This window comes from Deinococcus depolymerans, assembly GCF_039522025.1.
GTDB lineage: Bacteria > Deinococcota > Deinococci > Deinococcales > Deinococcaceae > Deinococcus > Deinococcus depolymerans.
In genome coordinates this window covers 12633-36087 of the sequence record NZ_BAAADB010000028.1, presented here as the reverse complement: position 1 = coordinate 36087, position 23455 = coordinate 12633, and the positions used below count along the sequence as shown (strand labels likewise).

Sequence of the window (23455 nt, the reverse complement as noted above, 5' to 3'; positions counted from 1 at the left end):
ACAGGCGGGGTTCTGACAGACGAAACTCTCGAGTGGGAGCTCTTTTGACACGTCCGGGGATAGGCCCCGGACGCTCCCATTTCAGTGGTGTCGGGCATAGTTCCAGCCAACTACCGAGCGAAGCGAGGAGGAGCTGGGCGGGTTCCGGACGTGGCGTTGACAGATCGGTGGTGTTCCGATCTGTGAACGAAACAAACGGCAGTCCGTATCGGCGTCCCTCGCATCGAGAGGGGCAGGTTCTGGAGGTCATTCTTGGAGCGTTACCGGTCGCTCATCATGGCGAGATGCCCGGTGGGGTTGCAGGGGTCCGTGACCATCTGCGCGGCGTTCACGGTGTTTCATACGGACTCCGATTGAATGGGCTTTACAGCCCGTTCAATCCGAGCGAAGCGAGTGGAAGAAAAACGGGTTCTGGACGTGGAGCCGGCAATCCGGTGAAGTTGCGGATTGTTGGCGAAACAAACGGAATCCGTTTCAGTCTGGCCCTCCCCCCTTGGCGACGGGCAGGATGACCTTCCGGGCCTTGCCGTTTGTGGCAGGCACGGCGTATCAGCGGGTCGAGGCGGTCTGTCGGGCCTGGGCGAGGCGCACGACAGGTCAGCGCCCCGGGCGGGTGGCCCGGGGCGCTGGCTGTGTGGTGGAGATGGGCGGAGTCGAACCGCCGTCCGAAGACCCATTGCGTTGGTCTCTACGAGCGTAGTCCATGATTTGGCTCTCGGGTATCAGCCGCGCAGGGACACGCTGCTTTCAACCCCAGCTCCTTAAGTTTCGCCCGCGCTCAGGAGCGTCGGCTCAGGCTAGCCATCTTTTGGAAGTTCGCAGGACGCCAATGGCCGGGCTTCCTGGTCACTGCTTCGCTTAAGCAGCGAAGGCGTAGGTGGTGCTGTTGTTGTTGCCAGTTAAAGGCTTTGACCGATGATTAACGAGGCCCACGGTCATCCTCGGCTCGCAACGTCCCGCTCAGCGATCCCCGTCGAAACCGGGTCATCCCCGAAAGGGACGCTCAGTCTACCACGCGCGGGCGGTCCCGTCCATGTTTGCAGGAACGCCCGCGCCCTCCGGCGCTCAGTGGCCGGCGGCCCTGCGGCCCGGCAGCAGGTGCAGGAACGCGACGATCAGGCCACCCACGACGAGACCCACGACGGCCGACCCGAGGGTCTCGACCAGCCACTCGACGACTGACTCGAGGGCCGGCAGGGCGTGCCCGGCCGCGACGGACCAGTCGTGCAGCAGGTGGGCGGGGGCCGTGACGCCCAGCTTGTCCAGCCCGTCGATCAGGATGTGCCCGCCGACCCAGAGCATCGCGGCGGTCCCGACGGTCGCCAGGACCGACATGACGACCGGCATTCCACGGACCAGGCCGCGCCCGAGGGTGCGCGCGGCCCCGGAGCCGCTGCGGGCGAGTCGCAGGCCCAGGTCGTCCATCTTCACGATGACGCCCACCACGCCGTACACCAGCGCCGTGATGATCAGCGCGACGACCACCAGGATCAGGGCGCGGGACACGATGGGTTGCGTGGCCACCTCGGCCAGCGAGATGGCCATGATCTCCGCCGAGAGGATGAAGTCGGTGCGGATAGCGCCGGAGACCATCTTCTGCTCGTGTTCGGCGCTGTTCAGCTCGGCGCTGGCCTGCGCCTGGTCCGGCGCGTGCCCGCTGAGGGCCTCGTAGACCTTCTCGGCCCCCTCGAAGCAGAGGTACGCGCCGCCGACCATCAGCAGCGGGGTCAGCGCCCACGGCAGGAACTGGCTGAGCAGCAGCGCCGCCGGCAGGATGAACACGACCTTGTTCCGCAGGGAGCCGCGCGCGATGCGCCAGATGATCGGCAGTTCCCGTTCGGGGCTGAAACCGGCAACGTAGCGGGGCGTGACGGCGGTGTCATCCACGACCACACCGATGGCCTTCACGCCGGCCTTGCTGGCGGCGGCGCCGATGTCGTCGATGGAGGCGGCGGCGAGGCGCGCGATGGCGGCCACGTCGTCGAGCAGGGCCACGAGACCGCCGCTCACGCGGTGCTCCGGCAGGAGGGGTGGGGGGAGTGGAAGGAAGGGCGCTCAGGCATCTTCCCCAGGGTAGCAACCGGGCCGCGGGACCGTGCGTGGGCGGGGCAGGGGTGTTCTTGAGGGTTGACCCCTGAATGCCGCTTCATGGGGGTGGGTTCACCGGGGCGTGGGCAGCTGCACGAATTCGAGAATGGTGCCGTCGGCGTTGTGCAGGTACGCCAGGCGCGCGCCGACCGGGCCGGGTCCTTCCTCGACGACCGCCACCCGGCCGCGCAGCTGCCAGCCCCACGGCGCGCTGGTGCGGATCAGGTCGTCCAGATCGGCCACCCTGAACGCCAGGTGCCAGGAACCGATGTCGGCCGGGGTGGGCCGGTACGTCCGGCGGTCGTCCGGCGCGAGCGGCTGGTACAGTTCGACGGTCTGCCCGTCCCGGGTCAGCATGGCGATCCGGCTGCGGAGACCGGGGACGCCCGTCTCCGCCTCCGGGAGCGGCCCACCGATCTCCGCCGTGCCGGTCAGCGTGAAACCCAGAACCTCCTGCCAGAAGCCGAGCTGGTGGGTCAGGTCGCTCACGGCGATGGCGGTGTGGACGGTGCCCAGCACGTTCCGGGCCTGGGGTGGCTGGGTCATGGGACGCTCCTGCGGGGCCGCGCGCCCCGTCCTGTCCGGGCGGGGGCGGAAATGACACCGGCCCCTCCATCCTGACAGACCGCGGGCGCCGGTCCCTGTACAGTCCGTGCTGGTCAGCGGGCGGAGCCGCCCCCTCCCGGGCCGACGCGCACTCCCCTGACCACACCCCGCGCGGACCGCTGAAACGTCTGCATGAACCTGTTGCCGCCGGCCGCGCGGGGCGTATGGTACGGACGAACGGACGCCCGCCCCGGCGCGGGACACCCCCTCTCACCCTCGACTTCCCAGCCTTTCCCGGAGGACCGCATGAACGCACTCGAACAGCTCAAGCAGATGACCGTCGTTGTCGCCGATACCGGCGACCTGGACGCCATCCGTCAGTACCAGCCGCAGGACTGCACCACCAACCCGTCCCTGATCCTGAAAGCGGCGGGCCTGCCCGGCTACGCCCACCTGCTCGACGAGGCCCGCGCGCTGGGTGACGTCGAGGCCGCCATCGACCAGCTGACCGTCCGGATCGGCACGGAACTGACCCGCCTGGTCCCCGGGTACGTCAGCACCGAGGTGGACGCCCGCCTGTCCTTCGACACGGACGCCATGGTCGGCAAGGCCCGGCACCTGATCGCGCTGTACGCCGCGCAGGGCGTGGGCCGCGACCGCATCCTGATCAAACTGGCGACCACCTGGGAAGGCGTGCAGGCCGCCCGCATCCTGGAAGCCGAGGGCATCCGCTGCAACCTGACGCTGGTGTTCTCGCAGGAACAGGCGGTCGCCGCCGCGCAGGCCGGGGCCTACCTGATCTCCCCGTTCGTGGGCCGCATCACCGACTGGTACAAGAAGCACACGGGCACCGCCGACTACCCCGCCGAGCAGGACCCGGGCGTGCAGAGCGTGCGCGGCATCTACCGGCACTTCAAGACGCACGGCTACCCGACCGTCGTGATGGGCGCGTCCTTCCGCAGCGCCGCGCAGGTCCGCGCCCTGGCCGGCTGTGACCGCCTGACCGTCAGTCCCGCCCTGCTGGGGGAACTGGCGGCCGACACCACGCCCCTCGAACGGGTCCTGACGCCCGCGCCGGCCACCGAGACCGAAACGCCCCTGACCGAGGCGGACTTCCGCTGGGCGCTCGCCGCCAACCCCATGGCGAACGAGAAACTGGCCGAAGGCATCCGCGGCTTCCACGAGGACACCGAGAAGCTGCGCGCGCTGCTGCGCGCCCCGCAACCCGCCACCGCCTGAGGCGCGACGGTCGCGCGCAGCGGGAGAACCGCGGCCAGCCCGACGCAGGCACGGCCCTGCCGCCGCCCCCCGCACCCGCCGGGCGCGGTCCTGCCCGAACTGCCAGGGAATCCCCGCAGCCGGGCCCGGCCGCCGGGCGTCGCCGCGTCCGCCCGGACCGCCGCGCCGCCCACCGCCCCAGCCCCCCCATCCAGCCAGGAGTTCCCCCATGCCCACCGTTCATGCCTACGCCGCCCTCGACGCCACCACCCCCCTGCAACCCCACACCATCGAGCGGCGGGAATTACGCCCCACCGACATCCAGATCGAGATCCTGTACAGCGGCGTCTGCCATTCGGACCTGCACCAGGCGCGCAGCGAGTGGGGACCGAGCCTCTACCCGCTCGTGCCCGGCCACGAGATCGTCGGCCGCGTCACGGCCGTCGGTGGGCAGGTCACCCGCTTCCGCGTCGGGGATCTCGCCGGGGTCGGCTGCATGGTGGACTCCTGCCAGCACTGCGAATCCTGCGCCGAAGGGCTCGAACAGTACTGCGAGAACGGCGCCACCTGGACGTACAACGCCCGCGAACGCGACACGCAGGCCCCCACGCACGGCGGGTACTCCACTGCGATCGTCGTGACCGAGGGCTTCGCCGTTCACGTTCCCGACACCCTGGACCTCCGGGGCGTCGCGCCGCTGCTGTGCGCCGGCATCACCATGTTCTCTCCCCTGAACCACTGGAAGATCGGGCGCGGTCACAAGGTCGCCATCGTCGGCCTGGGCGGCCTGGGCCACATGGGCATCAAACTCGCCGTCGCCATGGGCGCGGACGTGACCCTGTTCACCACCTCGCAGGGCAAGGCCGACGACGCCCTCCGCCTCGGCGCGCACCACGTGATCCTCAGCAACGACCGCGCCGCCATGAAAGCCGCGCGCAGCAGCTTCGACTTCATCATCAGCACCGTTCCCAGCGGGCACGACCTCAACCCCTACCTCGCCACCCTGAAACGCGACGGGCAGCTGGTCATCGTGGGCGCCCTGGAACCCGTGGGCCTCAGCGGCGTGCCGCTCGTCGTGCAGCGCCGCAGCGTCGCCGGCAGCAACATCGGCGGGATCGCCGAGACGCAGCAGATGCTGGACTTCTGCGCCGAGCACGGCATCGTGGCCGACGTCGAGATGATCCGCATGCAGGACATCAACGGAGCGTACGAGCGGATGCTGAAGAACGACGTGAAGTACCGCTTCGTGATCGACATGGCCGCCTACCGCGCCGAACAGGAACAGGCTGCCGACTGAACCGGGAACTCCGGTTGAAAGGATTGCGCCCCCTCCCCGCCTCGCAGCGCCACCGAGCGCTGCGAGGCGGGGGAGGAACGGGGCAGAGTCCACCTGCCCCATTGACGTTGTCACCCTGCGTTGTCAGTGACAGCGGGGCGCTGGTAGTGTGGGGGGATGCTGGGAATCGCGCAGGACTGGGTGGGGGGCATCGACGGGTTCGTCGCGGAGGCGAACGTGTGGCTGTCGCGCCTGCTGCCCGAGGACCGCGCGGGTCGCCCGAAGGATGAGGTGAATGCGCGGCTGGTGCGGCATTACACGACCTCGGGGTTGCTTCCGGCGCCGCGCCGGGAGGGCCGTGAGGCGCGGTATGACCGCCGGCACCTGCTGCATCTGCTGGCGCTGCGGCGGCTGATGGCGGACGGTCTGAGCGGAAAGGTGCTGTTCGGCACGCTGTCGGGGCGGTCGGAGGCGGACCTGGAGCGGCTGGCGCAGTGGGGAACGGAGGCGACGCCGCATGAGGCGGTGGTGTCGGGGCCTCCCTCGTCCGCCGTGCAGGGCGTGTCGGCGCTGGATTACCTCCGGGGGTTGCGGGCTGACATGGCGGGCGAGAGCATGGGAATGCAGCCGCGTGAACTGACGTTGCGGGCGGTGCCGGCGCAGCGGGTGAGTCGTTCGGTGCAGGTGCGGTCGCAGGTGCTGGTGCGCCGTGGGCTGGAGGTGCTGGTGGGAGAGCAGTTCCGCTGGCCGCGTGATGAGGCGGCGTGGGAGGAGTTGCTGGGCGAGGTGCGCGAGTCACTGCGTGACGTGCAGGAGCGGCAGCGCGGCGCGTCAGGGGATGACGCGTAGGCGGGTGACACTGAGGTCGGGAACAGGAAGCGGAACGTAATCAGTCCAGACTGTTGACAATTATGGTTGTCAGAGTCAGACTGGATTCAGTTCCACCCAGTCCGATCCACCACCCGACCCTGACCGGCCGGTCCACCCCTCTGCGCACCACAGGAGCCCGCCATGCCCACCCCTCTGTCCCAGATGCCCACCCTCGAACTGCTGCCCCTGCGCGCCGCCCTCCCCGCCGGGCAGGACAGCGAACTGACCGTCCTGCTGCGCGTCCACCCGGCCCCGGTCCCCACCGGCAACGGCACGCGCCCCCCGCTGAACCTGTCGTTCGTGATCGACCGCAGCGGCTCCATGAGCGGCCAGCCCATCGAGATGGCCCGCCGCGCCGCGCAGGCCGCCATCCGCCTGATGCAACCCCACGACCGCGTCAGCGTCGTCGCGTTCGACGACTCCATCGACACCGTGATCGCGCCGCAGCACGTCACGGACCCCGAGACGCTGTGCCGCGCCGTGGAACGCGTCACGGACCGGGGCAGCACCAACCTGTACGGCGGCTGGCTGGAGGGCGCCATGCTGACCGCGCAGCACCTCGACCCGCAGGCCCTCAACCGCGTCCTGATCCTCAGCGACGGGCAGGCCAACGCCGGCGAGACCCGCACCGACGTGATCGCGCAGCACGTCCGGGGCCTCACCGCGCGCGGCGTCAGCACCAGCACCGTCGGCCTGGGCCACCACTACGACGAGACGCTGCTACAGGCCATGGCCGACGCCGGGGACGGCAACTACGAACACATCGAGAATGAGGAAGGCCTCCCCGCGTTCTTCAGCGCCGAGTTGCAGGGCCTGACCCGCACCACCGGGCAGACCGTCAGCCTGGGCATCGAACCCAACCCGGCGCTCGGCAGCCTGCGCTGCGACGTGCTGAACGACCTGCCCCGCAATTCGTACGGCCGCTGGCAACTCCCGAACCTGAAGGCCGGGCAGCCGATCGAAGTGGTCCTGACCCTGCACGTCCCCGCGCAGGGCGAGGCGCCCGCGACCGGTGTGGCCCGCGTGCGCCTCGCCTGGAACGACCGGCAGGGCGTCCGGCAGACCCTGCGCGCGCAGCTGACCCTCCCGGTCCTGAACGCCGATGCGTACGCCGCGCTGCCCGACGATCCCCGCGTCGCCCTGGCCGCCGAACGCCTGCGCGCCGCCCGCGTGCGCGAACAGGCCGTCGCGTACGCCGCCGCCGGGGACCTCCACATGTCCCGCGCCGCCCTGACCCGCGAGAGCCAACGCCTGAGCGCCCTGCACATCGACGGGCTGCAGAGCGACGTGGATGAACTCCTGAGCCTCGACCAGGACTTCGCCACCGACGAACGCCTGGCCCGCAAACGTGCCACCAGCCAGAGCTACAACGTCCGCCGCAGCAAACCCGGACTCTGACCACGGCGGATCAGGGAGGGGAGGAGGGCCGATTCGGGTCACTCCTCCCCTCCCTTCTGCCACAGGTCGCGGTCAGTACACGTCCTGGCCAGTGTCCGTCTGGAATCGCCCGGCGAGGTCGCGGGCCGCGCGGGCGAGCAGGGTGGTGTCCACGCCCGCTGCGATGAACGTGCAGCCCGCCGCGCGGTAGTGCGGCACCTGGGCCTCGGTGCAGAGGATGCCTGCTGCCTTCCCCGCCGCGCGGGTGCGGGTCACCGCGTCCAGAATCGCGCCCTGCACGTCCGGATGCGCGGGGTTGCCCAGGTGGCCCAGGCTGGCGCTCAGGTCGGCAGGGCCGATGAACACGCCGTCCACGCCCTCGACGGCCAGGATGTCGTCCAGCGCGGCCAGTCCGGCGGCACTCTCGACCTGCACGAGCAGGCACACCTGATCGTCGGCGCGGTGCAGGTAGTCGGGCACGGCGTTCCAGCGCGAGGCGCGGGCGATCGCGCTACCCACGCCCCGCACGCCGCGCGGCGGGTAGCGGGTCGCGGCGACCAGCTCGCTCGCCTGCGCGCCACTCTCGACCATGGGGACGAGCAGGGTCTGCACGCCCAGGTCGAGGTACTGCTTGATCAGGTGCGTCTGCCCGATGGGGGGCCGTACTATGGGCGTCACCGGGTACGCCGCCATGGCCTGGAGCACGCTCAGGGTGCTGCGCACGTCGTTCGGGGCGTGCTCCCCGTCGATCAGCAGCCAGTCGAAGCCCGCCCCGGCGATGATCTCGGCGCTGTAGGGGTCGGCCAGGGCCAGCCACAGGCCCAGCTGGAACTCCCCGCGCGCCAGGGCGGCCTTCAGGGGGTTGTGCAGGTCCGGGGCGCTCACCGCGCGAACCTCAGGGTCACGCTGCCCAGCGGGCCGTAGTCCGCGTGGAACAGGTCACCGGGCGCGGCGTCCACCGGGCGCACGAACGACCCGGCCAGTACCGTCTCCCCCGCCCGCAGCGTCACGCCGTGCGGGGCGAGGCGGTTGGCGAGCCACGCCACGCCCTCGGCCGGGTGGTTCAGCACGCCGGCCGCCACGCCGGTCTCCTCCATCACGCCGTTGCGGAACAGCAGCGCGCCCACCCAGCGCAGGTCCACGTCGGTGGGCCGCACGGGCCGCCCGCCGAGCACGATCCCGGCGTTCGCGGCGTTGTCGCTGATGGTGTCCGTGACTTTCCGGGTCGCGCCGGTCTCGCGGTCCACGCGTTCGATGCGCGCGTCGATGATCTCCGCGGCCGGGACCACCCAGCGCGTGGCGTCGAGCACGTCCATGACGGTCACGTTCGGCCCGCGCAGGTCCCGGCCGAGGATGAACGCCAGTTCCACCTCCACGCGCGGCACGATGAAACGCCCCGACGGGATGGGCTGCAGCTCGCTGAACACCATGTCGTCCAGCAGGGTGCCGTAGTCGGGCTCGTCGATGTTCACGGCCTGCTGCATGGCGCGCGACGTCAGGCCGATCTTGTGCCCGATCACGCGGCGGCCCTGCGTGAGCTTGTGACTCACCCAGGCGTCCTGCACGCGGTACGCGTCCGCGATGGTCAGGCCGGGGTACTGACCGGACAGCTGCCGCATGGGCGTGCGGGACTGCTCGGCGGCGTGCAGGCGGCGCGCGGCGTCCTGCACCTGCGCGTCCGACAGGCCACTCACGACGTCACCTGGCGGTAGCGGGCGTGGATGTTGTTGTGCTTGAAGGTCCCCGCCTCGCTGAATTCCGCGATCTCCAGCGACAGGGCCAGAGACCGGGCCTCGAAATCGCTGGCAAAGTGGCTCATGAGTACCTCGAACAGCGCCGCGCCCGTCTCGGCCTTCACGGCCTCGCTGCGCCCGGCGGCGATCTTCAGCGTCACGTGCACGAACGCGTCGTCGTGCGCGCCCTCCGCCACCACGTACTCCGTCAGGCGGTGCGCGCGCGCGCGGATGCCGCCCGGCGGGTACACGTCCGGACGGGCCAGCAGCACCCCGTTCAGGGCGCGCAGCAGCTCCGGCACGCGCGGCGCCGTCAGGTTGTCGGTGTACTCCACGGTCAGGTGCGGCATCAGATCCGCTGCCCTTCCTGCGCGATCAGCGGCTCGGCATCCTCGGACTCCCACTGCACGTCGTTCTCCAGCGCGCCCAGCCCGTCGATCTCCAGGCGCATCACGTCCCCCGGCTTCACGTGCGACACGCCTTTGGGCGTGCCGGTCAGGATCACGTCGCCCGCCTGCAGGGTCATGAAGCGGCTCATGAACTCGATCAGCTCCGGGCCGCGCAGGATCATGTCGCGCGTGTTGCCCTCCTGGCGCAGCTCGCCGTTCACGAAGGCGCGCAGGCCCAGGTTGTACGGATCCGGCACCTCGTCCGCCGACACGAGGTACGGCCCCAGCGGCCCGAAGGTGTCCCAGCCCTTGGCGCGCATGGGCGGGCGGTAGTAGTTGCTCACGTAATCCCGCACCACCAGATCGTTCGCAATGGTGTACCCACCGATGTAGTCTTCGGCGTCCTTCGCCTTCACGCGCCGCGCGTCCTGGCCGATCACGATGCCCAGCTCCACCTCGTAGTGCATGAACTGCGCCCCACGCGGGTACTCCACCGTGCCGCCATGCGGCAGCAGGCTGGTGTTCGGTTTGAGGAACATCACCGGTTCCTCCGGCGTCTTGAAGCCCAGTTCGGCGTTGTGATCCGCGTAGTTCAGCGCCAGCGCGATCACCTTGCCGGGATTCACGGGCAGCAGGAACTGCACCTCCTCCGGGTGGTGCGCCTCACCCGCCGCGTCGATCAGCATGCCATCTCGCAGCACGCCACGGTGCTGACGGCCACGGGCCATAAAATTCGCTGTTTTCATTGGAAACCTCGGTAGGGAACGGAGTCGCGGGCGGACCCCTCCGTCCGCTGCGCGGCCAGCTCCCCTTAGAGGGGAGCCAAACCGCGCAGGAGAGTTTTTTAGCCTCCCCTTCGAGGGGAGGTGCCCCCTTCAGGGGGCGGAGGGGTTATTCCCATTCAACTTAAATCACGTGGACGGGCAGGCCCTTGAGGTCGCTCTCGCGGGGTTGCACCCAGCCGCCCTCGTAGGCTTCGAGCAGGGAGCCTTCCTCGAACCAGCTTCTGGGTGTCTTGGCGCCCCAGAGGGTCTGGCGGCGCGGGTCGTCGAGGTGCCAGCGGATCGGTTCGAAGTCCGGGTCGACGGTCAGGTAGTCGCTGGTGTACAGCTCGATGCGGTGGCCGTCGGGGTCGCGGATGTACAGGAAGAAGGCGTTGCTGACGCCGTGGCGGCCGGGGCCGCGTTCGATGTGTTCGGGCATGCGGGCGCCCGCGAGGATGTCGCAGGTGCGGATGATGCTCCCCATGTCCGGCATCCAGTAGGCGAAGTGATGCAGTCTCGGCCCTGCGCCGTTCGTCAGGGCGAGGTCGTGGACGCTGCCGCGCCGCTGGATCCACGCGGCCCAGATGCGCCCGTGGTCGTCCTCGGTGTACTCGCTGAGGCGGAAGCCCAGGTGGTCCATGTACCAGCGCATCACGCCCTCCACGTCGGGCGTCATGACGTTGATGTGGTCGATGCGTTGCAGGCCCGCACCGCGGTGCAGGTGGTAGTCCTGCAGCAGCCAGGGGTGCTTGACGGACTGCGCGTAGAACGCGACGGGCACGCCGTACGGATCCTGGAAGCGCAGCAGGCGCGGGCGGTCCAGTTCGGTCTCCCAGCGCCAGGGGATGCCCTGCGCGTCCAGGAAGGCGGTGAGGGCGTCCAGGTCGGCGTCGGTGCCCACGCGGTACGCGAGGTGTTTCACGCCGGCCTCGGGCGCGAGTTCGAGTTTCAGGGTCCACTCGCGGTCCTCGTTGGCGCGCAGGTACAGGGCTCCCTCGGTCTCGTGCAGGACGTTCAGGCCGAGCAGGTCCACGTAGAAGTGGCGGGAGGCGGCGAGGTCCGTGACATAGAAGATGCCGTGCGCGATGCGGATGATGTTCGGAATAGTCATCTCAGTCCGCCGCCACAGGATCGGTCTGGTGGATGAACTCGCGGATGCGCTGCACGTACGGTTTCTTGTCGTACACCTCGTACAGGGCGCTGTGCATGCGGATGGGGTCGCCGAAGAAGTGCTTCTCGTACAGGTTCTGCCGCGCACCGAAGCTGCTCAGGGTCAGGTCCCACGCGAGGCGGAAGAGTTTCAGCCTCTCCCCGGCGCTGGCGTTGGTGGCCTGCAGGTGCTTCTCGATGAACGCCCCCAGCGGCCCCTCGCGGTCGGCCTTGCCGGGCATCATGATGATCCCGGACGCGCCGAGAAGCTGGATGATCTCGTTCAGGCGCGGGTAGATCGCCGGGTAGTAGTTCCGCGCGGCGTCCAGCGGGCCGCGCGCGGGCGTCATGACGCCGTACGCGTTGAGCTGAGCGCCTTCCACGGCGGCCACCTGCAGGGCCTTCATGATCTCCAGGGTCACGATGATCTCGCTGACCTTGCTCTGCACGTGCTGGAACCCCCCGCTGCCGACGGTGTCCACGATGCTCTGCGCGAGGCCCAGGAACGCCTCGGTCTTGCTGACCTTCTGGTTCACGACCTGGTACGCCATGTGCAGCACGGCGTCCGTTTTGGCGTAGGCCTGGTTGGCGAGGGTCATGTCGTACATCAGGAACACCCGCTCCCACGGCACGAGCACGTCGTCGAAGATCACGAACGCGTCCTGCTCGTCGAAGCGGCTCGACAGCGGGTGGTCTTCCACGTCGCGGCCCAGGTCGAAGGGCTCACGGCACTGGAAGTACAGGCCCGGCGTGTTCGTGGGCAGCCCGAAGCCGATGGCGTAGCGGCTACGGTCGCCGTTTTCCTTGATGACGGTGGACGGGAAGATCAGGATCTCGTCCGCGATGGGGAGGGTGGCGAGCATCCGCGCGCCGCGCACGATCACACCGGCCTCGGTTTCCTCGACGATGCCCATGGCGATGTACGGGTCGGGCAGTTCGGACGCCTGCTTGCCGCGGTTCACCTGCGGGTTCGTCAGGGCATGCGTGAGGCACAGGTCGTGGTCGCGCACGTACTCGAAGTAACGGCGCATGTTCTCACTGAAGTTCCGGCCCGACCCCGGCTCGCCGCTGGACTCGCCCTGGTCGAAGTACGCGCTCGCCATTCCGGCGGCCATGACGTTCGTGTTCATGTAGTCCGGCGCGCGGCCCAGCGTGCCCAGCGAGTAGTTCGCGCGCAGGCGGTGCGCCTCGCCGATCCGGCGCAGGTCGTCCTTCGTGCGGGGCACCATGAACGCGGTCGCGTGCCGCTCGCCGTCCTCCTCGAAGGTCAGGACGTCGCGGTAGCGCGGGTCGTGCTGCAGGTCGTACAGCCCGGCCAGCGAATGGGCGATGTTGCGCGTGGCGGGGTGGGTGGTGGCGTCCTCCACCCGCTGCCCGTCGATGTACAGGTTGGGCGGGTTCAGGCGCAGGCGGTCGAGGAACTGCTGTCCGGTGCGGGCCATCTCAATTCTCCTTGTTCTGGGGCGTGCCCGGCATCCCGAGCTGCTGGGCGCGGTGGCCACTGAGGTTGATGGCGACGTTCTTCGTTTCCATGTAGAAGTCGAAGGAGTAGTCGCCGCCGTCGCGGCCGATGCCGCTGGCCTTCATGCCGCCGAAGGGGGTGGGCAGGTGGCGGACGTTCTCGCTGTTCACCCAGATCATGCCGCTATCCAGGCCGTGCGCGAAGGTGTGCGCGCGGGTCAGGTCGTTCGTCCACAGGTACGCCGCGAGGCCGTACGGCACGTCGTTGGCGAGGCGCAGGGCGTCCCCGTCCGTGTCGAAGGGGATGACCGTCAGCACCGGGCCGAAGATCTCCTCCTGCGCGATGCGCATGTCGTTGCGGGCGTCCGTGAAGAGGGTGGGGCGCACGTAGTTGCCGGTGTCGCCGAGGCGTTCGCCGCCCACCCGGATGGTCGCGCCGTCCGCGCGGGCCGCGTCGAAGTACGAGCAGACCTTCGCCAGCTGCGCTGGGTGGATCAGCGGGCCGACCTCGGTGGCGGGGTCGAGGGGATCGCCGACGCGGATGTTCGCCACGCGCGCCGCGAGCCCCTCGACGAACCCGTCATGCACGCCGCGCTGGACGAGCAGGCGGCTGGAACTCGTGCAGCGCTGCCCGTTCAGGGAGTAGATCATGAAGATCGCGGCGTCCAGCGCCCTGTCCAGGTCGGCATCGTCGAACACCACGACCGGGTTCTTCCCGCCCAGTTCGAGGTGCACGCGCTTGAGGGTGTCGGCGCCCTGCTTCTGGATCAGGCTGCCGGTGCGGCTCTCGCCGATGAACGCGATGGCGCGGATCAGCGGGTGCTCGGTCAGGGCCTTCCCGGCGGTCTCGCCGAAGCCGTGCACGAGGTTCACCACCCCGGCGGGAATGCCCGCCTCGTGCATGATCTCCGCGAGGATCGTGGCGGTCACGGGGCTCCACTCGGCGGGCTTGTGCACGACGGTGCACCCGGCAGCCAGGGCGGGCGCGATCTTCCAGGAACTCAGCATGAACGGCGTGTTCCAGGGCGTGATCACGCCGACCGGCCCGATGGGCTGGCGGACGGTGTAGTTCAGGAAGCCATCGGTGGGGAGGCTCAGGCCGTCCTGGGCGCCCTCGGCGCGGTCGGCGAAGAAGCGGAAGTTCTCGGCGGCGCGCACGGCGGCACTCTTCATGAAGCGGATGGGCTGCCCGGTGTCGGTGCTCTCGGCCACGGCGATGTCGTGCGCGCGGGCCTCGATGAGGTCGGCGACGCGGTACAGCAGCGCGCGGCGTTTCTTGCCGCTCAGGGCCTTCCAGGCGGGGAAGGCGGCGTGCGCGGCCTGCGCGGCGCGGTCGATGTCGCGGGCGTCGCCACTGGCGGCCCGGCCCAGCAGGCGGTTGTCGCTGGGCGCGTGGAAGTCGAAGGTGTCGCCGGACTGCGCGCTCACCCACTCGCCAGCGATGAAGTGGCGCAGCGGCTCGCGCAGGCGGTCGTGCAGGGCGTCCAGTGGGGACGGAGTCGTGACGGTCATGAACCCTCCAGAGAGGGGCGCGTCGGGATGCGCCCGGAACGTGTGGTGTGCTTCCCCGCAGCGTAGGCCCGCGCAGGCGGGGGCTCAACGGCGTGATGCACAGAAATCACAAAGGCTTTTGTATGATCCGACAATGCACAGCCCCAGGTGGTCGGCATGACGGTGACGCTCGCGGCAGTGCGGGAGGCGCTGGGCCTCTCCCCCACTGCCGGTGATGAGCGGATCGGGGACGCGGAAGCCGCCGTGCGGGCGCTGCCCGACATCCCGGCAGCGGACGTCCGCGCCGCGTTCGCGCGGCGGCAGGCGAACCTCCTGCAGCCGCACCTGCCGGGCCTGCGCGCCCTGCTGGACGGTGCGCAGCGCGCCCTGAACCACCCGCAACCGGAGGTGCCCCTGGCCCGCTGGCTGGCGGGCGTCACCGGCGGTGAGGTGACCGTGCGGGCAAGCTGGGGGGACGTCGTCGCGCACGCCGGGCACGCCCCGGACGGCGCGGAACTGACCGAGGTGCCCCTGGCGTTCGAGCGCCGCCCGGTCGGCACCCTGCAGCTGCGGGCCGCGCCCGGCTGGGCGGATCTGGCGGCGCTGATCGCGGAACTGCTGCGCCTCGCGCGGCTGCAGGCGGCGGCAGCCGGGGCGGCGCGGCGACGGGTGGGAGAACGGCAGTTCGAGGCGCTCCTCGCGGGGGACGCGACGCAACTGCCGCCCGGCGAGGGATTCACGGTGGCCGCGCTGCGCCTGGACGGCCCGCCGCCCCGTTCCGCCCGCACCCGCGAGGCCCGCACCGCGCAGCTGGACGTGCTGTGCAGCGTCGGCGAGGGCTTCTTCTACCGCCGGGGCCTGACCTGCCTGACCGCCGTGCGCGCCCAGGGCGACCATGACATGAGCGTGTGGCTGTGGCCCGCTGCCGACCCGGTCAGTGCGGCCGGACTGCACGAGGCGCTGCTGAACGCCACCACCGCGCCCTTCCGGCTGGGTGTCAGCCGGGCGCACGCGGGGGCCGTGGCCGCGCCGGACGCGCTGCGCGAGGCGGCGCAGGCCCTCACGCTCGCCCCCGCACGCGGGGCCGCGACCTTCACGCAGACCGACCCGCTGCGGCCCCTGCTGAACAGCCCCGAGCGGGCCGCGCACGCCGCCGACTGGCAGGCCCGCCTGCACGCCGGGGACCCGGAAGGGAAACTGGCCGACACGCTGCGCGCGTACCTGACGCACCGGGGATCCCTGAACGACCTCGCCCGGAGCCTGAACGTGCATGTGAATACCCTGCGCTACCGCCTGCGCCGCGCCGAGGAACTGCTGGGCGGCGCGCTGACGGAACCCGCCTTCGTCGCGCGGCTCTACCTCGCCTTCGTCACGCCCTAGCGCCGCGCCGTTCCCGTGGCGCGGCCGGGTGTAACGCGCCTGTGACGGGTGCGCCCTAGGCTGCCGGGCAGACGACAACCCAGCACTGCGGCCCGCCGGCACCGTCCCGGTTCACGCCGCAGCGGCCCGTGCCAAAGGAGGCAGATGCGTTCCATGCGACGGATTCCGGCTGAACGGTCCGGACGACCGTTCAGCCCGAGCAGATTCACACGAACTCCGGTTCACGGGCTTCCCCGGTCCTTCACTCCAGACAAAGCGACCCTCGAAACGGCGCGGCCCGGCGGGCTGCGGGCGGCCTGCTGGCGGGGCGCTTGATGGGCGCCGCCCCGGCGCTCGAGGCGCGCGGACTGGTCAAGGAGTTCCGCGGGTTCCGCGCCACGAACGACGTGAACCTGCAGATTCAGGAGGGTGAGATTCACGCCATCATCGGCCCGAACGGAGCCGGGAAGACCACGCTGTTCAACCTGCTGTCCGGGTTCCTGAAACCCACGGCGGGCGAGGTGACGCTGTTCGGGCAGCGCATCGACGCCCTCGCGCCGCACGAGATCGTCCGGCGCGGGCTGTCACGGTCCTTTCAGATCAGCTCGGTGTTTCCCACCCTGACGGTAAGGGAGAACGTCGTGGTGGCGTTGCAGGCGGGCACGCCGCTCCCGCACCGCTTCTGGACGCCGCTCTCGCGCCTGGAGGGGCTGCGGGACCGGGCAGACGAGATCCTGCAGGCGGTCGGCCTGAGCGACTTCGCCGGCCGGGCCGCGTCGGAACTGAGTCACGGGGAGAAACGGCAGCTGGAGATCGGGATTTCCATGTCGCAGGAGCCGCGCGTGCTGCTGCTGGACGAACCGACCTCCGGCATGGGGTCCGAGGGGATCGCGCGGGTCGCGGCGCTCGTGCGGCAGGTGGCGCGCGGACGGACGGTGGTGCTCGTGGAACACAACATGAGTGTCGTGGCGGAACTCGCCGACCGCATCACGGTCCTGCAGTACGGGTCGGTACTCGCGAGCGGCCGCTACGACGACGTACGGCTCGATCCGCGCGTCATCGAGGCGTACCTGGGCGACGAGCCCGGCGAGGGAGGGGCCGCGTGAGCACGCCCGCCCCGCTGCTGGACGTGCGCAACCTCGACGCCTACTACGGGCAGAGTCACGTGCTGCGCGGCGTGAACCTGCACGTGCAGCCGGGCGAGGTCGTCAGCCTGATCGGCCGGAACGGGGCCGGGAAGACCACCACCCTCAAGAGCGTGATGGGAGTGCTGCGCAGCCGCACCGGCCAGATCCGGTTCGCCGGGCAGGACATCACGCGGCTGCCCAGCCACCGGGTCGCGGCGCGCGGCCTGGCGTGGGTGCCGGAGGAACGCGCGGTCATGAGCACCCTGACCGTCCGGGAGAACCTCGAACTGCCACCCGCGCGGCCCGGCGGCTGGAGTCTGGAACGCGCCCTGGAGGCCTTCCCGGTCCTGCGGGAGCGCGGGCATCACCCGGGCAGCAAGCTCTCGGGCGGGGAGCAGCAGATGCTGGCCATGGTGCGGGTCCTGCGGGCCGGACCGCGCCTGCTGCTGCTCGACGAGCCCAGCGAGGGCCTCGCGCCCGTGATCGTGCGGCGCATCGGGGACATCATCGAGTCGCTGCGGGCCGACGGCATGGCCGTGCTGCTGGTCGAGCAGAACCTGCGCTTCGCGTCGCGCCTCGCGGACCGGCATTACGTGTTCGTGGACGGACAGGTCGTGGACGAGGTCGCCCGCGACGAGGTCGGGGCGCGCCACGGCGACCTCCTCAAGTACCTGAGCGTCTGACCACCCCCTCTTTCGCCCCTCCCCCCTCTTCCCACTGCCGGAGGTACCACCCATGAACAAGACCAAGCTGACCGCCCTGCTCGCCACCGCCGCCCTGGGCACCCTGAGCGCGGGTCTGGCCCAGACCCTGTCCGACGGCACCCTGAAGGTCGGCGTGCTGACCGACCTGTCCGGCGTGTACTCCGAACTGGCCGGGCAGGGCTCGGTGAAGGCCGCGCAGATGGCCGCCGAGGACTTCATGAAGGCAAACAAGGCCTACGCCGGCAAGGTCTCGGTGATCGGCGTGGACCACCAGAACAAGGCCGACGTGGCCGGCAACAAGGCCGCCGAGATGATCGACCGCTCGAACGTGGACATGCTCGTCGACATGCCGACCTCCAGCGCCGCGCTGGCCGCCGTGGAGGTCGCCAAGACCAAGAAGGTCGTCGCCATGGTCGTGACCGGCGCCACGACCGCCCTGACCAACGAGAAGTGCAACAGGTACACCTTCCACTACGCCTACGACAACTACATGCTCGCCAACGGCACCGGCACCGCCGTCACCAAGCGCGGCGGCAACGCCTGGTACATCATCTACCCCAACTACGCCTTCGGTCAGGACCTGAACCGGCAGATGACGGCCGCCGTGCAGGAGAACGGCGGGAAACTCGTGACGCCCAGTGACGCCACGCCCTTCCCGAACACGGACTTCTCGTCGTACCTGCTCAAGGCCCAGAGCCTCCGGCCCAAGATCTTCGGAACCATGCAGGCCGGCAACGACCTCGTGAACGTGGTCAAGCAGTACAACGAGTTCGGCCTGAAGAAACAGGGCATCGGCCTGGGCATCGGCCTGCTGTTCGAGACCGACGTCGCGGCCCTCGGCCAGGACGCCTTCGCGGGGGCCATCGCCACCGTGCCGTGGTTCTGGAACTACGACGCGCGCTCACGCCAGTGGGCCGCGCGGTTCGAGAAGGCCTTCGGCAAGAAACCCACCTGGGCGCAGGCCGGGGTGTACTCGGCCACCATGACCTACCTGCAGGCCGTGGCGCGCGCCAAGACCGACAACTCCGACGCGGTCGTCAGGGCGCTCGAGGGGCACTCCTTCGACGATTTCTTCGCCCGTCACGCCACCATCCGCGCGCAGGACCACCGCGTGCTGCTGGACGTCCACACCGTGATGGTCAAGAGCAGGGCCGAGTCGAAGGAGGCCGGCGACATCTACACGCGCCTGGCGACCATCCCGGCAGCCAAGGCGTTCATGCCCCTGGCGGAAAGCAAGTGCCGCTTCTGAACACCCGCCCACCCACCCGGAGGCGGCGATGAACACGCAGCTGCTGCTGATCCAGGTGTTCAACGGCCTGGTGAACGGCGCCTTCTACGCCCTGCTGTCCCTGGGGCTGGCCGTGATCTTCGGGATGCTACGCATCGTGAACTTCATGCACGGCGCGCTGTACATGCTGGGCGCGTTCGCCGCCTTCGCGCTCGGGCAGGTGGCGGGCCTGGGATTCTGGCCGGCCCTGATCCTGGCGCCGCTGCTGGTCGGCGCCCTCGGCATGCTCCTGGAACGCGGGCTGCTGTCACGGCTGTACGGCCTGGACCCCAGCTACAACCTGCTGCTCACCTTCGGCCTGACCCTGCTCACCCAGGACCTCGTCAAGCAGGTCATGCTGGGCCGGTTCGAGGTGTCCAGCGCGCCCTACACCACCCCGGCCGCGCTGACTGGCGTCGTGAACCTGGGCTTCGTGGTGTTCCCGAAGTACCGCCTGTTCGTGATCGCCCTGTCGCTGGCGGTCTGCCTGCTCACCTGGTTCGTGATCGAGAAGACCCGCGTGGGCAGCGTCATCCGCGCCAGCACCGAGAATCCCACCGTCACGCGCGCGTTCGGGATCGACGTGGGCCGCTGGGTGACCGGCGTGTTCGGGGTGGGCGTCGCCCTGGCCGGACTGGCCGGCGTGCTCGCCGCGCCGATCTACTCGGTTGAGCCGTACATGGGCGCCGAACTGATCATCACGACCTTCGCGGTGGTCGTGATCGGCGGGATGGGCAGCATCCTGGGCAGCGTCGTGACCGGCTTCGCGGTGGGCGTCCTGGCGGCCGTGGGAGCGGCGGTGTACCCGCCCATCGCGAACACCCTGGTGTTCATCCTGATGGCGCTGGTGCTGCTGTTCCGGCCCAGCGGGCTGTTCGGCCTGCCTGAAGGTGCCCGGTGACGGCCCTGCCCTTCAAGCCCGCCCGCACCGACCGGGAGCGGCTCCGCCGCGCCGCGTGGCTGGCCGGGCTGGGCCTGCTGCTGCTGGTCCTGCCGCGCCTGATCTACCCGGTCCTGGCGCTGGACATTCTCGCGTGGGGCCTGTTCGCCGTGGCCTTCGACCTGCTGTTCGGCTTCAGTGGGCTGCTCAGCTTCGGGCACGCCGCCTTCTGGGGCACGAGCGCGTACGTGACCGCCTACCTGCTCTCGCACGGGCAGGGCGTCCCGGCCGCGCTGCTCGGCGGGACGCTCAGCGCGCTTGTCCTGGCCGTCCCCATCGGTTTCCTGAGCGTCCGCTCGGCCGGCATCTACTTCAGCATGATCACGCTGGCCTTCGCGCAGATGCTGTCCTTCCTCGCGCAGCAGTGGACGGACGTGACCGGCGGCGAGAACGGCCTGCAGGGGTTCGCGCGGCCCGACCTGCTCGGCCTGGACTTCAGTGACGCCGTCACCCGCTACTACTTCAGCCTGGCGGTCTTCGCCGTGGGGTTCCTGCTCGCGTACCGCGCCGTTCGCAGCCCCTTCGGGCAGGCGCAGCAGGCCGTCCGGGACAACGAACCGCGCGCGCAGAGCGTGGGGTACAACCCGCTGCGGTTCAAGTTCACCGCCTTCCTGATCAGCGCCGCCCTGGCCGGACTGGCGGGCAGCCTGTACACCTTCGGGCACGGCGTGGTCAGCCTGGAAGTCGTGAACTGGCGCACCTCCGGCGAGGTCGTGATGATGACCCTGCTCGGCGGGACCGGCACGCTGTTCGGGCCAGTCATCGGCGCCGGCCTGGTCCTGCTGCTGCGGGACATCCTGACGACCGCCAACCTCCCGGTCGGCATCGTGACCGGACTGGTCTTCGTGCTGGTCGTGCTGTTCTTCCGGCGCGGCGTGGTCGGCACCGTGCAGCACTGGACCCGCGGCCGGCCGCGCTGACCCGCACGCCACGCCCGGTCCGGACGTCCGCGCCCGCCCGGGGTTCCGCCTGCCACGCGGAATCCCGGCTGGGCGCGGCGCCACCCGTGGGCAGACACTCCCCCACCGGGGGCGGGCCCGCCGCACGCAACCTTGGCAGCGCGGCGTGGCCGGGACGCCTAGCATGCGGATCGTCCGTCCGTTCCCGCGCCGTGGAACGCCGTTGTTCCGTCTCTTTCCGAGGAGTTCGCATGTCACAGCCGTTCGTTCCGGATTCTGACCGCTCATGGTGACCTTCCAGACCGGGCAGAAAATTCCCCTGGGCCAACTGACGCCCTCCACCCACCTGACCCTCTCGGCGCGCGTGACCGGGCCGGCCAGCGAGTACGACCTGAGCCTGTTCGGGCTGGACGCCGCCGGGAAGCTCAGTGACGACCGCTACCTGGTGTTCTTCAACCAGACGGCCACGCCGGAGGGAGCCGTGCAGATGCAGGGCGGTCCGCGCGGGGAGAAGGTGTTCACCATCGACCTGTCCCGCCTGCCCGCGACCGTCCGCCGCCTGAGCCTGACGGCGTCGGTGGACGCCGGAACGTTCGGGCAGATCGATCACGCCGAGATCACCCTGTCGGCCGGCGGGCAGCCGGTCGCGGCGTACCGCGTGACCGGCCGGGACTTCCAGCAGGAGCGGGCCGTGATGCTGCTCGACGTGTACCACAAGGATGTCTGGCGGGTCGGGGCGGTCGGACAGGGCTTCAGTGGCGGCCTGGACGCCCTCGTGCGGCATTACGGCGGCGAGGTGGCCGACCGGCCCGCGCCGTCCCGTGCGGCGCCCCCCGCGCCCCCGCGGCCCGCGCCGGCCCCCACGCCCGCGGCCCCGCCCCCCATCAACCTGAAGAAGATCACGCTGGACAAGAAGGGGGAAAGTACCCGCATCTCCCTGAAGAAATCCGGGCAGGCCGAACCGATCCGCGTGAACCTCAACTGGGACCGCGGGGGCCGCCGGGGCGGACTGTTCGGGCGCGGCGCCGCCGCCGATCTGGACCTGGGGTGCATGTTCGTGATGAACGACGGACAGCGCGGCGTGATCCAGGCCCTCGGGAACAGCTTCGGGTCCGAGCGGCTGCTGCCGCACATCCTGCTCGACAAGGACGACCGGACCGGCGCGGCCCTCGACGGCGAGAACCTCACCATCTTCCGCCCGGACCTGATTCACACCGTGCTGGTGTTCGCGTGCATCTACGAGGGCACGAACGACTTCACGCAGGTGGGGGCGCGGCTGTCGCTGCGCGACCCGCAGGGTAACGAGATCGCCATGCACCTGAGCAACCCCGACATCCAGCGGACGTTCTGCGCCATCGCCCTGATCGAGAACGTCGGCGGGGAGATCAAGGTCACCAAGGAGGAACGTTACTTCCTGGGAGCGCAGCACTGCGACGAGCACTACGGCTTCGGGTTCCGCTGGGTGGCCGGCAGCAAGTAACGGCGCAGCGCCACGGTCCCCCCGTTCGCCCTTTCCCTCTCTCTTTCTCCTCAAGGAGCGCGACATGGCACTGAGTTTGCAAAAAGGCCAGCAGATCAGCCTCACCAAGACCAGCGGCTCGACCCTGTCGACCGTCCGCATGGGCGTCGGCTGGGACGGCATCCGGAAGAAAGGCTTCCTCGGTTTCGGCGCGGGCCGCGAGGCGGTCGATCTCGACGCCAACGCCCTGATGTTCGACGCGGCCGGGCAGCTGGTCGACACCGTGTGGTTCCGGCAGCTGCAGAGCAAGGACGGCAGCGTCCGCCACAGCGGCGACAACCGCACCGGTGACGGGGACGGCGACGACGAGACCATCACTATCCACCTCAGCCGCCTCGCCCGGAACGTCACCACCGTCATCCTGAGCGTGAACAACTACAGCGGGCAGAGCTTCAACCGCATCGAGACCGCCTACTGCCGCCTGATCAACGAGCAGGGCGAGAAGGAACTCGCCCGCTACGAACTGGCCGGGCAGGGCGAACACAACGGCCTGATCATGGCCAGCCTCAAACGCGACGGCAGCGACTGGACGTTCAGGGCCATCGGCGCCGCCTGCTCCGGGCGCACGTACCACGACAACCTGCCCGACATGCGCCCCCACCTGTGAGCCCCCGGCCCGCTCCCTCCCGAACGGCCGGGGGCGGGCCGCCTCTGAACCGGTCTTTCCCTCTCGCCTCATTCCCCGTCCCTGGAGGACCCCATGGCACTGTCCCTGAGTAAAGGCGGCAACATCTCCCTGAGCAAAGAAGCCCCCAACCTGACCCGCATCCTGATCGGCCTGGGCTGGGACCCCCGCGTCAGCGACGGACAGCAGTTCGACCTGGACGCCAGTGCGTTCCTGCTGACCGCCGCCGGCCGCGTACGCGGCGACCACGACTTCATCTTCTACAACCAGCTGCGCAGTCAGGACGGCAGCGTCGAACACACCGGCGACAACCGCACCGGCGAGGGCGACGGGGACGACGAGAGCATCAAGGTCGACCTGAGCCGCATCCCGGCCGACATCACCCGGATCGTCGTGGGCGTGACCATCGACGAGGCCGACGCCCGCCGGCAGAACTTCGGGCAGGTGGGCGGGGCGTTCATCCGCGTGGTGGACGAGGCCACCGGCCGCGAACTCACCCGTTACGACCTCGGTGAGGACTTCAGCACCGAGACCGCCGTGATCTTCGGTGAACTGTACCGCTACAGCAACGAATGGAAGTTCCGCGCGGTCGGGCAGGGCTTCGCCGGCGGCCTGGGGCCGATGGCCCGCAGCTACGGCGTCAACGTCTGATC

At 69.9% G+C, this 23455-nt stretch carries 22 protein-coding genes and 1 other RNA gene; 13 read left to right on the top strand and 10 right to left on the bottom strand.

Features of this window, described 5'->3' with window-relative positions:
* Positions 1 to 635: 635 nt before the first annotated feature.
* The 3 genes from ssrA to ABDZ66_RS12580 form a co-directional block, all read right to left on the bottom strand.
* Positions 636 to 992: a transfer-messenger RNA gene (gene ssrA / locus ABDZ66_RS12590) on the bottom strand.
* A 73-nt stretch (positions 993 to 1065) separates the two neighbouring features.
* A complete protein-coding gene (locus ABDZ66_RS12585) occupies positions 1066 to 2010 on the bottom strand; it encodes a DUF808 domain-containing protein (RefSeq protein WP_343759464.1) in 945 nt (314 codons plus the stop codon).
* Positions 2011 to 2160: 150 nt separating this feature from the next.
* Positions 2161 to 2634, bottom strand: coding sequence for a VOC family protein (locus tag ABDZ66_RS12580; RefSeq protein WP_343759462.1), 474 nt, complete (start codon positions 2632 to 2634; stop codon positions 2161 to 2163).
* A gap of 306 nt (positions 2635 to 2940) precedes the next feature.
* Here ABDZ66_RS12580 and tal point away from each other — a divergent pair, with 306 nt between their 5' ends.
* The 4 genes from tal (at position 2941) to ABDZ66_RS12560 (ending at position 7396) form a co-directional block, all read left to right on the top strand.
* Positions 2941 to 3873, top strand: a complete 933-nt coding sequence (gene tal, locus ABDZ66_RS12575; protein WP_343759459.1) for a transaldolase — start codon at positions 2941 to 2943, stop codon at positions 3871 to 3873.
* Between the two features lie 208 nt (positions 3874 to 4081).
* The gene (locus ABDZ66_RS12570; RefSeq protein ID WP_343759454.1) at positions 4082 to 5149 is read left to right on the top strand and encodes an NAD(P)-dependent alcohol dehydrogenase; all 1068 of its coding nucleotides are present in this window, start codon (positions 4082 to 4084) and stop codon (positions 5147 to 5149) included.
* 156 nt (positions 5150 to 5305) lie between these two features.
* Positions 5306 to 5977 carry a MerR family transcriptional regulator gene (locus ABDZ66_RS12565; RefSeq protein WP_343759452.1) on the top strand — a complete coding sequence of 224 codons (672 nt, stop codon included), beginning with the start codon at positions 5306 to 5308 and terminating at the stop codon, positions 5975 to 5977.
* 162 nt (positions 5978 to 6139) lie between these two features.
* Positions 6140 to 7396 (top strand): vWA domain-containing protein, encoded by a 1257-nt coding sequence (locus ABDZ66_RS12560; RefSeq protein ID WP_343759449.1) that lies wholly within the window; start codon positions 6140 to 6142, stop codon positions 7394 to 7396.
* Between the two features lie 72 nt (positions 7397 to 7468).
* On the opposite strand, the gene hpaI is transcribed toward ABDZ66_RS12560, so the two are convergent.
* From hpaI to hpaE, 7 genes are all read right to left on the bottom strand, one after another.
* Positions 7469 to 8260: a 4-hydroxy-2-oxoheptanedioate aldolase gene (gene hpaI, locus ABDZ66_RS12555; protein WP_343759445.1), complete on the bottom strand. Its 792-nt coding sequence runs from the start codon at positions 8258 to 8260 to the stop codon at positions 7469 to 7471.
* Positions 8257 to 9069, bottom strand: coding sequence for a 2-oxo-hept-4-ene-1,7-dioate hydratase (gene hpaH / locus ABDZ66_RS12550; protein WP_425544432.1), 813 nt, complete (start codon positions 9067 to 9069; stop codon positions 8257 to 8259). The genes hpaI and hpaH overlap by 4 nt, the downstream gene beginning before the upstream one ends.
* A complete protein-coding gene (locus tag ABDZ66_RS12545; RefSeq protein ID WP_343759441.1) occupies positions 9066 to 9458 on the bottom strand; it encodes a 5-carboxymethyl-2-hydroxymuconate Delta-isomerase in 393 nt (130 codons plus the stop codon). The genes hpaH and ABDZ66_RS12545 overlap by 4 nt, the downstream gene beginning before the upstream one ends.
* On the bottom strand, positions 9458 to 10243 hold the full coding sequence (locus tag ABDZ66_RS12540; protein WP_343759437.1) for a fumarylacetoacetate hydrolase family protein: 786 nt from the start codon (positions 10241 to 10243) through the stop codon (positions 9458 to 9460). The genes ABDZ66_RS12545 and ABDZ66_RS12540 overlap by 1 nt, the downstream gene beginning before the upstream one ends.
* Positions 10244 to 10403: 160 nt before the next feature.
* A complete protein-coding gene (gene hpaD / locus ABDZ66_RS12535; RefSeq protein ID WP_343759433.1) occupies positions 10404 to 11372 on the bottom strand; it encodes a 3,4-dihydroxyphenylacetate 2,3-dioxygenase in 969 nt (322 codons plus the stop codon).
* Between the two features lies 1 nt (position 11373).
* Positions 11374 to 12852: a 4-hydroxyphenylacetate 3-monooxygenase, oxygenase component gene (hpaB, locus tag ABDZ66_RS12530; RefSeq protein WP_343759430.1), complete on the bottom strand. Its 1479-nt coding sequence runs from the start codon at positions 12850 to 12852 to the stop codon at positions 11374 to 11376.
* 1 nt (position 12853) lies between these two features.
* Complete coding sequence (gene hpaE / locus ABDZ66_RS12525) at positions 12854 to 14383, bottom strand: 5-carboxymethyl-2-hydroxymuconate semialdehyde dehydrogenase (RefSeq protein WP_343759427.1); 1530 nt, start codon at positions 14381 to 14383, stop codon at positions 12854 to 12856.
* Between the two features lie 156 nt (positions 14384 to 14539).
* Between hpaE and ABDZ66_RS12520 the strand changes: the two genes are divergently transcribed.
* The 9 genes from ABDZ66_RS12520 (at position 14540) to ABDZ66_RS12480 (ending at position 23453) form a co-directional block, all read left to right on the top strand.
* Positions 14540 to 15742, top strand: a complete 1203-nt coding sequence (locus tag ABDZ66_RS12520) for a PucR family transcriptional regulator (protein WP_343759421.1) — start codon at positions 14540 to 14542, stop codon at positions 15740 to 15742.
* Positions 15743 to 16056: 314 nt separating this feature from the next.
* A complete protein-coding gene (locus ABDZ66_RS12515; RefSeq protein WP_343759417.1) occupies positions 16057 to 16827 on the top strand; it encodes an ABC transporter ATP-binding protein in 771 nt (256 codons plus the stop codon).
* Complete coding sequence (locus ABDZ66_RS12510) at positions 16824 to 17531, top strand: ABC transporter ATP-binding protein (protein WP_343759413.1); 708 nt, start codon at positions 16824 to 16826, stop codon at positions 17529 to 17531. The genes ABDZ66_RS12515 and ABDZ66_RS12510 overlap by 4 nt, the downstream gene beginning before the upstream one ends.
* Before the next feature lie 52 nt (positions 17532 to 17583).
* Positions 17584 to 18801: an ABC transporter substrate-binding protein gene (locus tag ABDZ66_RS12505; protein ID WP_343759410.1), complete on the top strand. Its 1218-nt coding sequence runs from the start codon at positions 17584 to 17586 to the stop codon at positions 18799 to 18801.
* A 28-nt stretch (positions 18802 to 18829) separates the two neighbouring features.
* Positions 18830 to 19720 (top strand): branched-chain amino acid ABC transporter permease, encoded by an 891-nt coding sequence (locus ABDZ66_RS12500; RefSeq protein WP_343759407.1) that lies wholly within the window; start codon positions 18830 to 18832, stop codon positions 19718 to 19720.
* A complete protein-coding gene (locus ABDZ66_RS12495; RefSeq protein ID WP_343759405.1) occupies positions 19717 to 20679 on the top strand; it encodes a branched-chain amino acid ABC transporter permease in 963 nt (320 codons plus the stop codon). Before ABDZ66_RS12500 ends, ABDZ66_RS12495 begins: the two co-directional genes overlap by 4 nt.
* 265 nt (positions 20680 to 20944) lie before the next feature.
* Positions 20945 to 22138, top strand: coding sequence for a TerD family protein (locus ABDZ66_RS12490; RefSeq protein WP_343759403.1), 1194 nt, complete (start codon positions 20945 to 20947; stop codon positions 22136 to 22138).
* A gap of 64 nt (positions 22139 to 22202) precedes the next feature.
* On the top strand, positions 22203 to 22784 hold the full coding sequence (locus ABDZ66_RS12485) for a TerD family protein (protein ID WP_343759401.1): 582 nt from the start codon (positions 22203 to 22205) through the stop codon (positions 22782 to 22784).
* 93 nt (positions 22785 to 22877) lie between these two features.
* Positions 22878 to 23453, top strand: coding sequence for a TerD family protein (locus ABDZ66_RS12480; protein ID WP_343759398.1), 576 nt, complete (start codon positions 22878 to 22880; stop codon positions 23451 to 23453).
* Positions 23454 to 23455: the final 2 nt, after the last annotated feature.

What these genes read in the sequence shown, in the direction of transcription:
- ABDZ66_RS12480 (WP_343759398.1), top strand. Translation starts at nt 22,878, where the DNA reads ATGGCACTGTCCCTGAGTAAAGGCGGCAACATCTCCCTGAGCAAAGAA.
- ABDZ66_RS12580 (WP_343759462.1), bottom strand. Translation starts at nt 2,634, where the DNA reads ATGACCCAGCCACCCCAGGCCCGGAACGTGCTGGGCACCGTCCACACC.
- ABDZ66_RS12560 (WP_343759449.1), top strand. Translation starts at nt 6,140, where the DNA reads ATGCCCACCCCTCTGTCCCAGATGCCCACCCTCGAACTGCTGCCCCTG.
- ABDZ66_RS12500 (WP_343759407.1), top strand. Translation starts at nt 18,830, where the DNA reads ATGAACACGCAGCTGCTGCTGATCCAGGTGTTCAACGGCCTGGTGAAC.
- hpaD (WP_343759433.1), bottom strand. Translation starts at nt 11,372, where the DNA reads ATGACTATTCCGAACATCATCCGCATCGCGCACGGCATCTTCTATGTC.
- hpaB (WP_343759430.1), bottom strand. Translation starts at nt 12,852, where the DNA reads ATGGCCCGCACCGGACAGCAGTTCCTCGACCGCCTGCGCCTGAACCCG.
- ABDZ66_RS12490 (WP_343759403.1), top strand. Translation starts at nt 20,945, where the DNA reads ATGGTGACCTTCCAGACCGGGCAGAAAATTCCCCTGGGCCAACTGACG.
- ABDZ66_RS12515 (WP_343759417.1), top strand. Translation starts at nt 16,057, where the DNA reads ATGGGCGCCGCCCCGGCGCTCGAGGCGCGCGGACTGGTCAAGGAGTTC.
- ABDZ66_RS12505 (WP_343759410.1), top strand. Translation starts at nt 17,584, where the DNA reads ATGAACAAGACCAAGCTGACCGCCCTGCTCGCCACCGCCGCCCTGGGC.
- ABDZ66_RS12545 (WP_343759441.1), bottom strand. Translation starts at nt 9,458, where the DNA reads ATGCCGCACCTGACCGTGGAGTACACCGACAACCTGACGGCGCCGCGC.
- ABDZ66_RS12540 (WP_343759437.1), bottom strand. Translation starts at nt 10,243, where the DNA reads ATGAAAACAGCGAATTTTATGGCCCGTGGCCGTCAGCACCGTGGCGTG.
- tal (WP_343759459.1), top strand. Translation starts at nt 2,941, where the DNA reads ATGAACGCACTCGAACAGCTCAAGCAGATGACCGTCGTTGTCGCCGAT.
- hpaE (WP_343759427.1), bottom strand. Translation starts at nt 14,383, where the DNA reads ATGACCGTCACGACTCCGTCCCCACTGGACGCCCTGCACGACCGCCTG.
- ABDZ66_RS12570 (WP_343759454.1), top strand. Translation starts at nt 4,082, where the DNA reads ATGCCCACCGTTCATGCCTACGCCGCCCTCGACGCCACCACCCCCCTG.
- ABDZ66_RS12485 (WP_343759401.1), top strand. Translation starts at nt 22,203, where the DNA reads ATGGCACTGAGTTTGCAAAAAGGCCAGCAGATCAGCCTCACCAAGACC.
- ABDZ66_RS12520 (WP_343759421.1), top strand. Translation starts at nt 14,540, where the DNA reads ATGACGGTGACGCTCGCGGCAGTGCGGGAGGCGCTGGGCCTCTCCCCC.
- ABDZ66_RS12565 (WP_343759452.1), top strand. Translation starts at nt 5,306, where the DNA reads ATGCTGGGAATCGCGCAGGACTGGGTGGGGGGCATCGACGGGTTCGTC.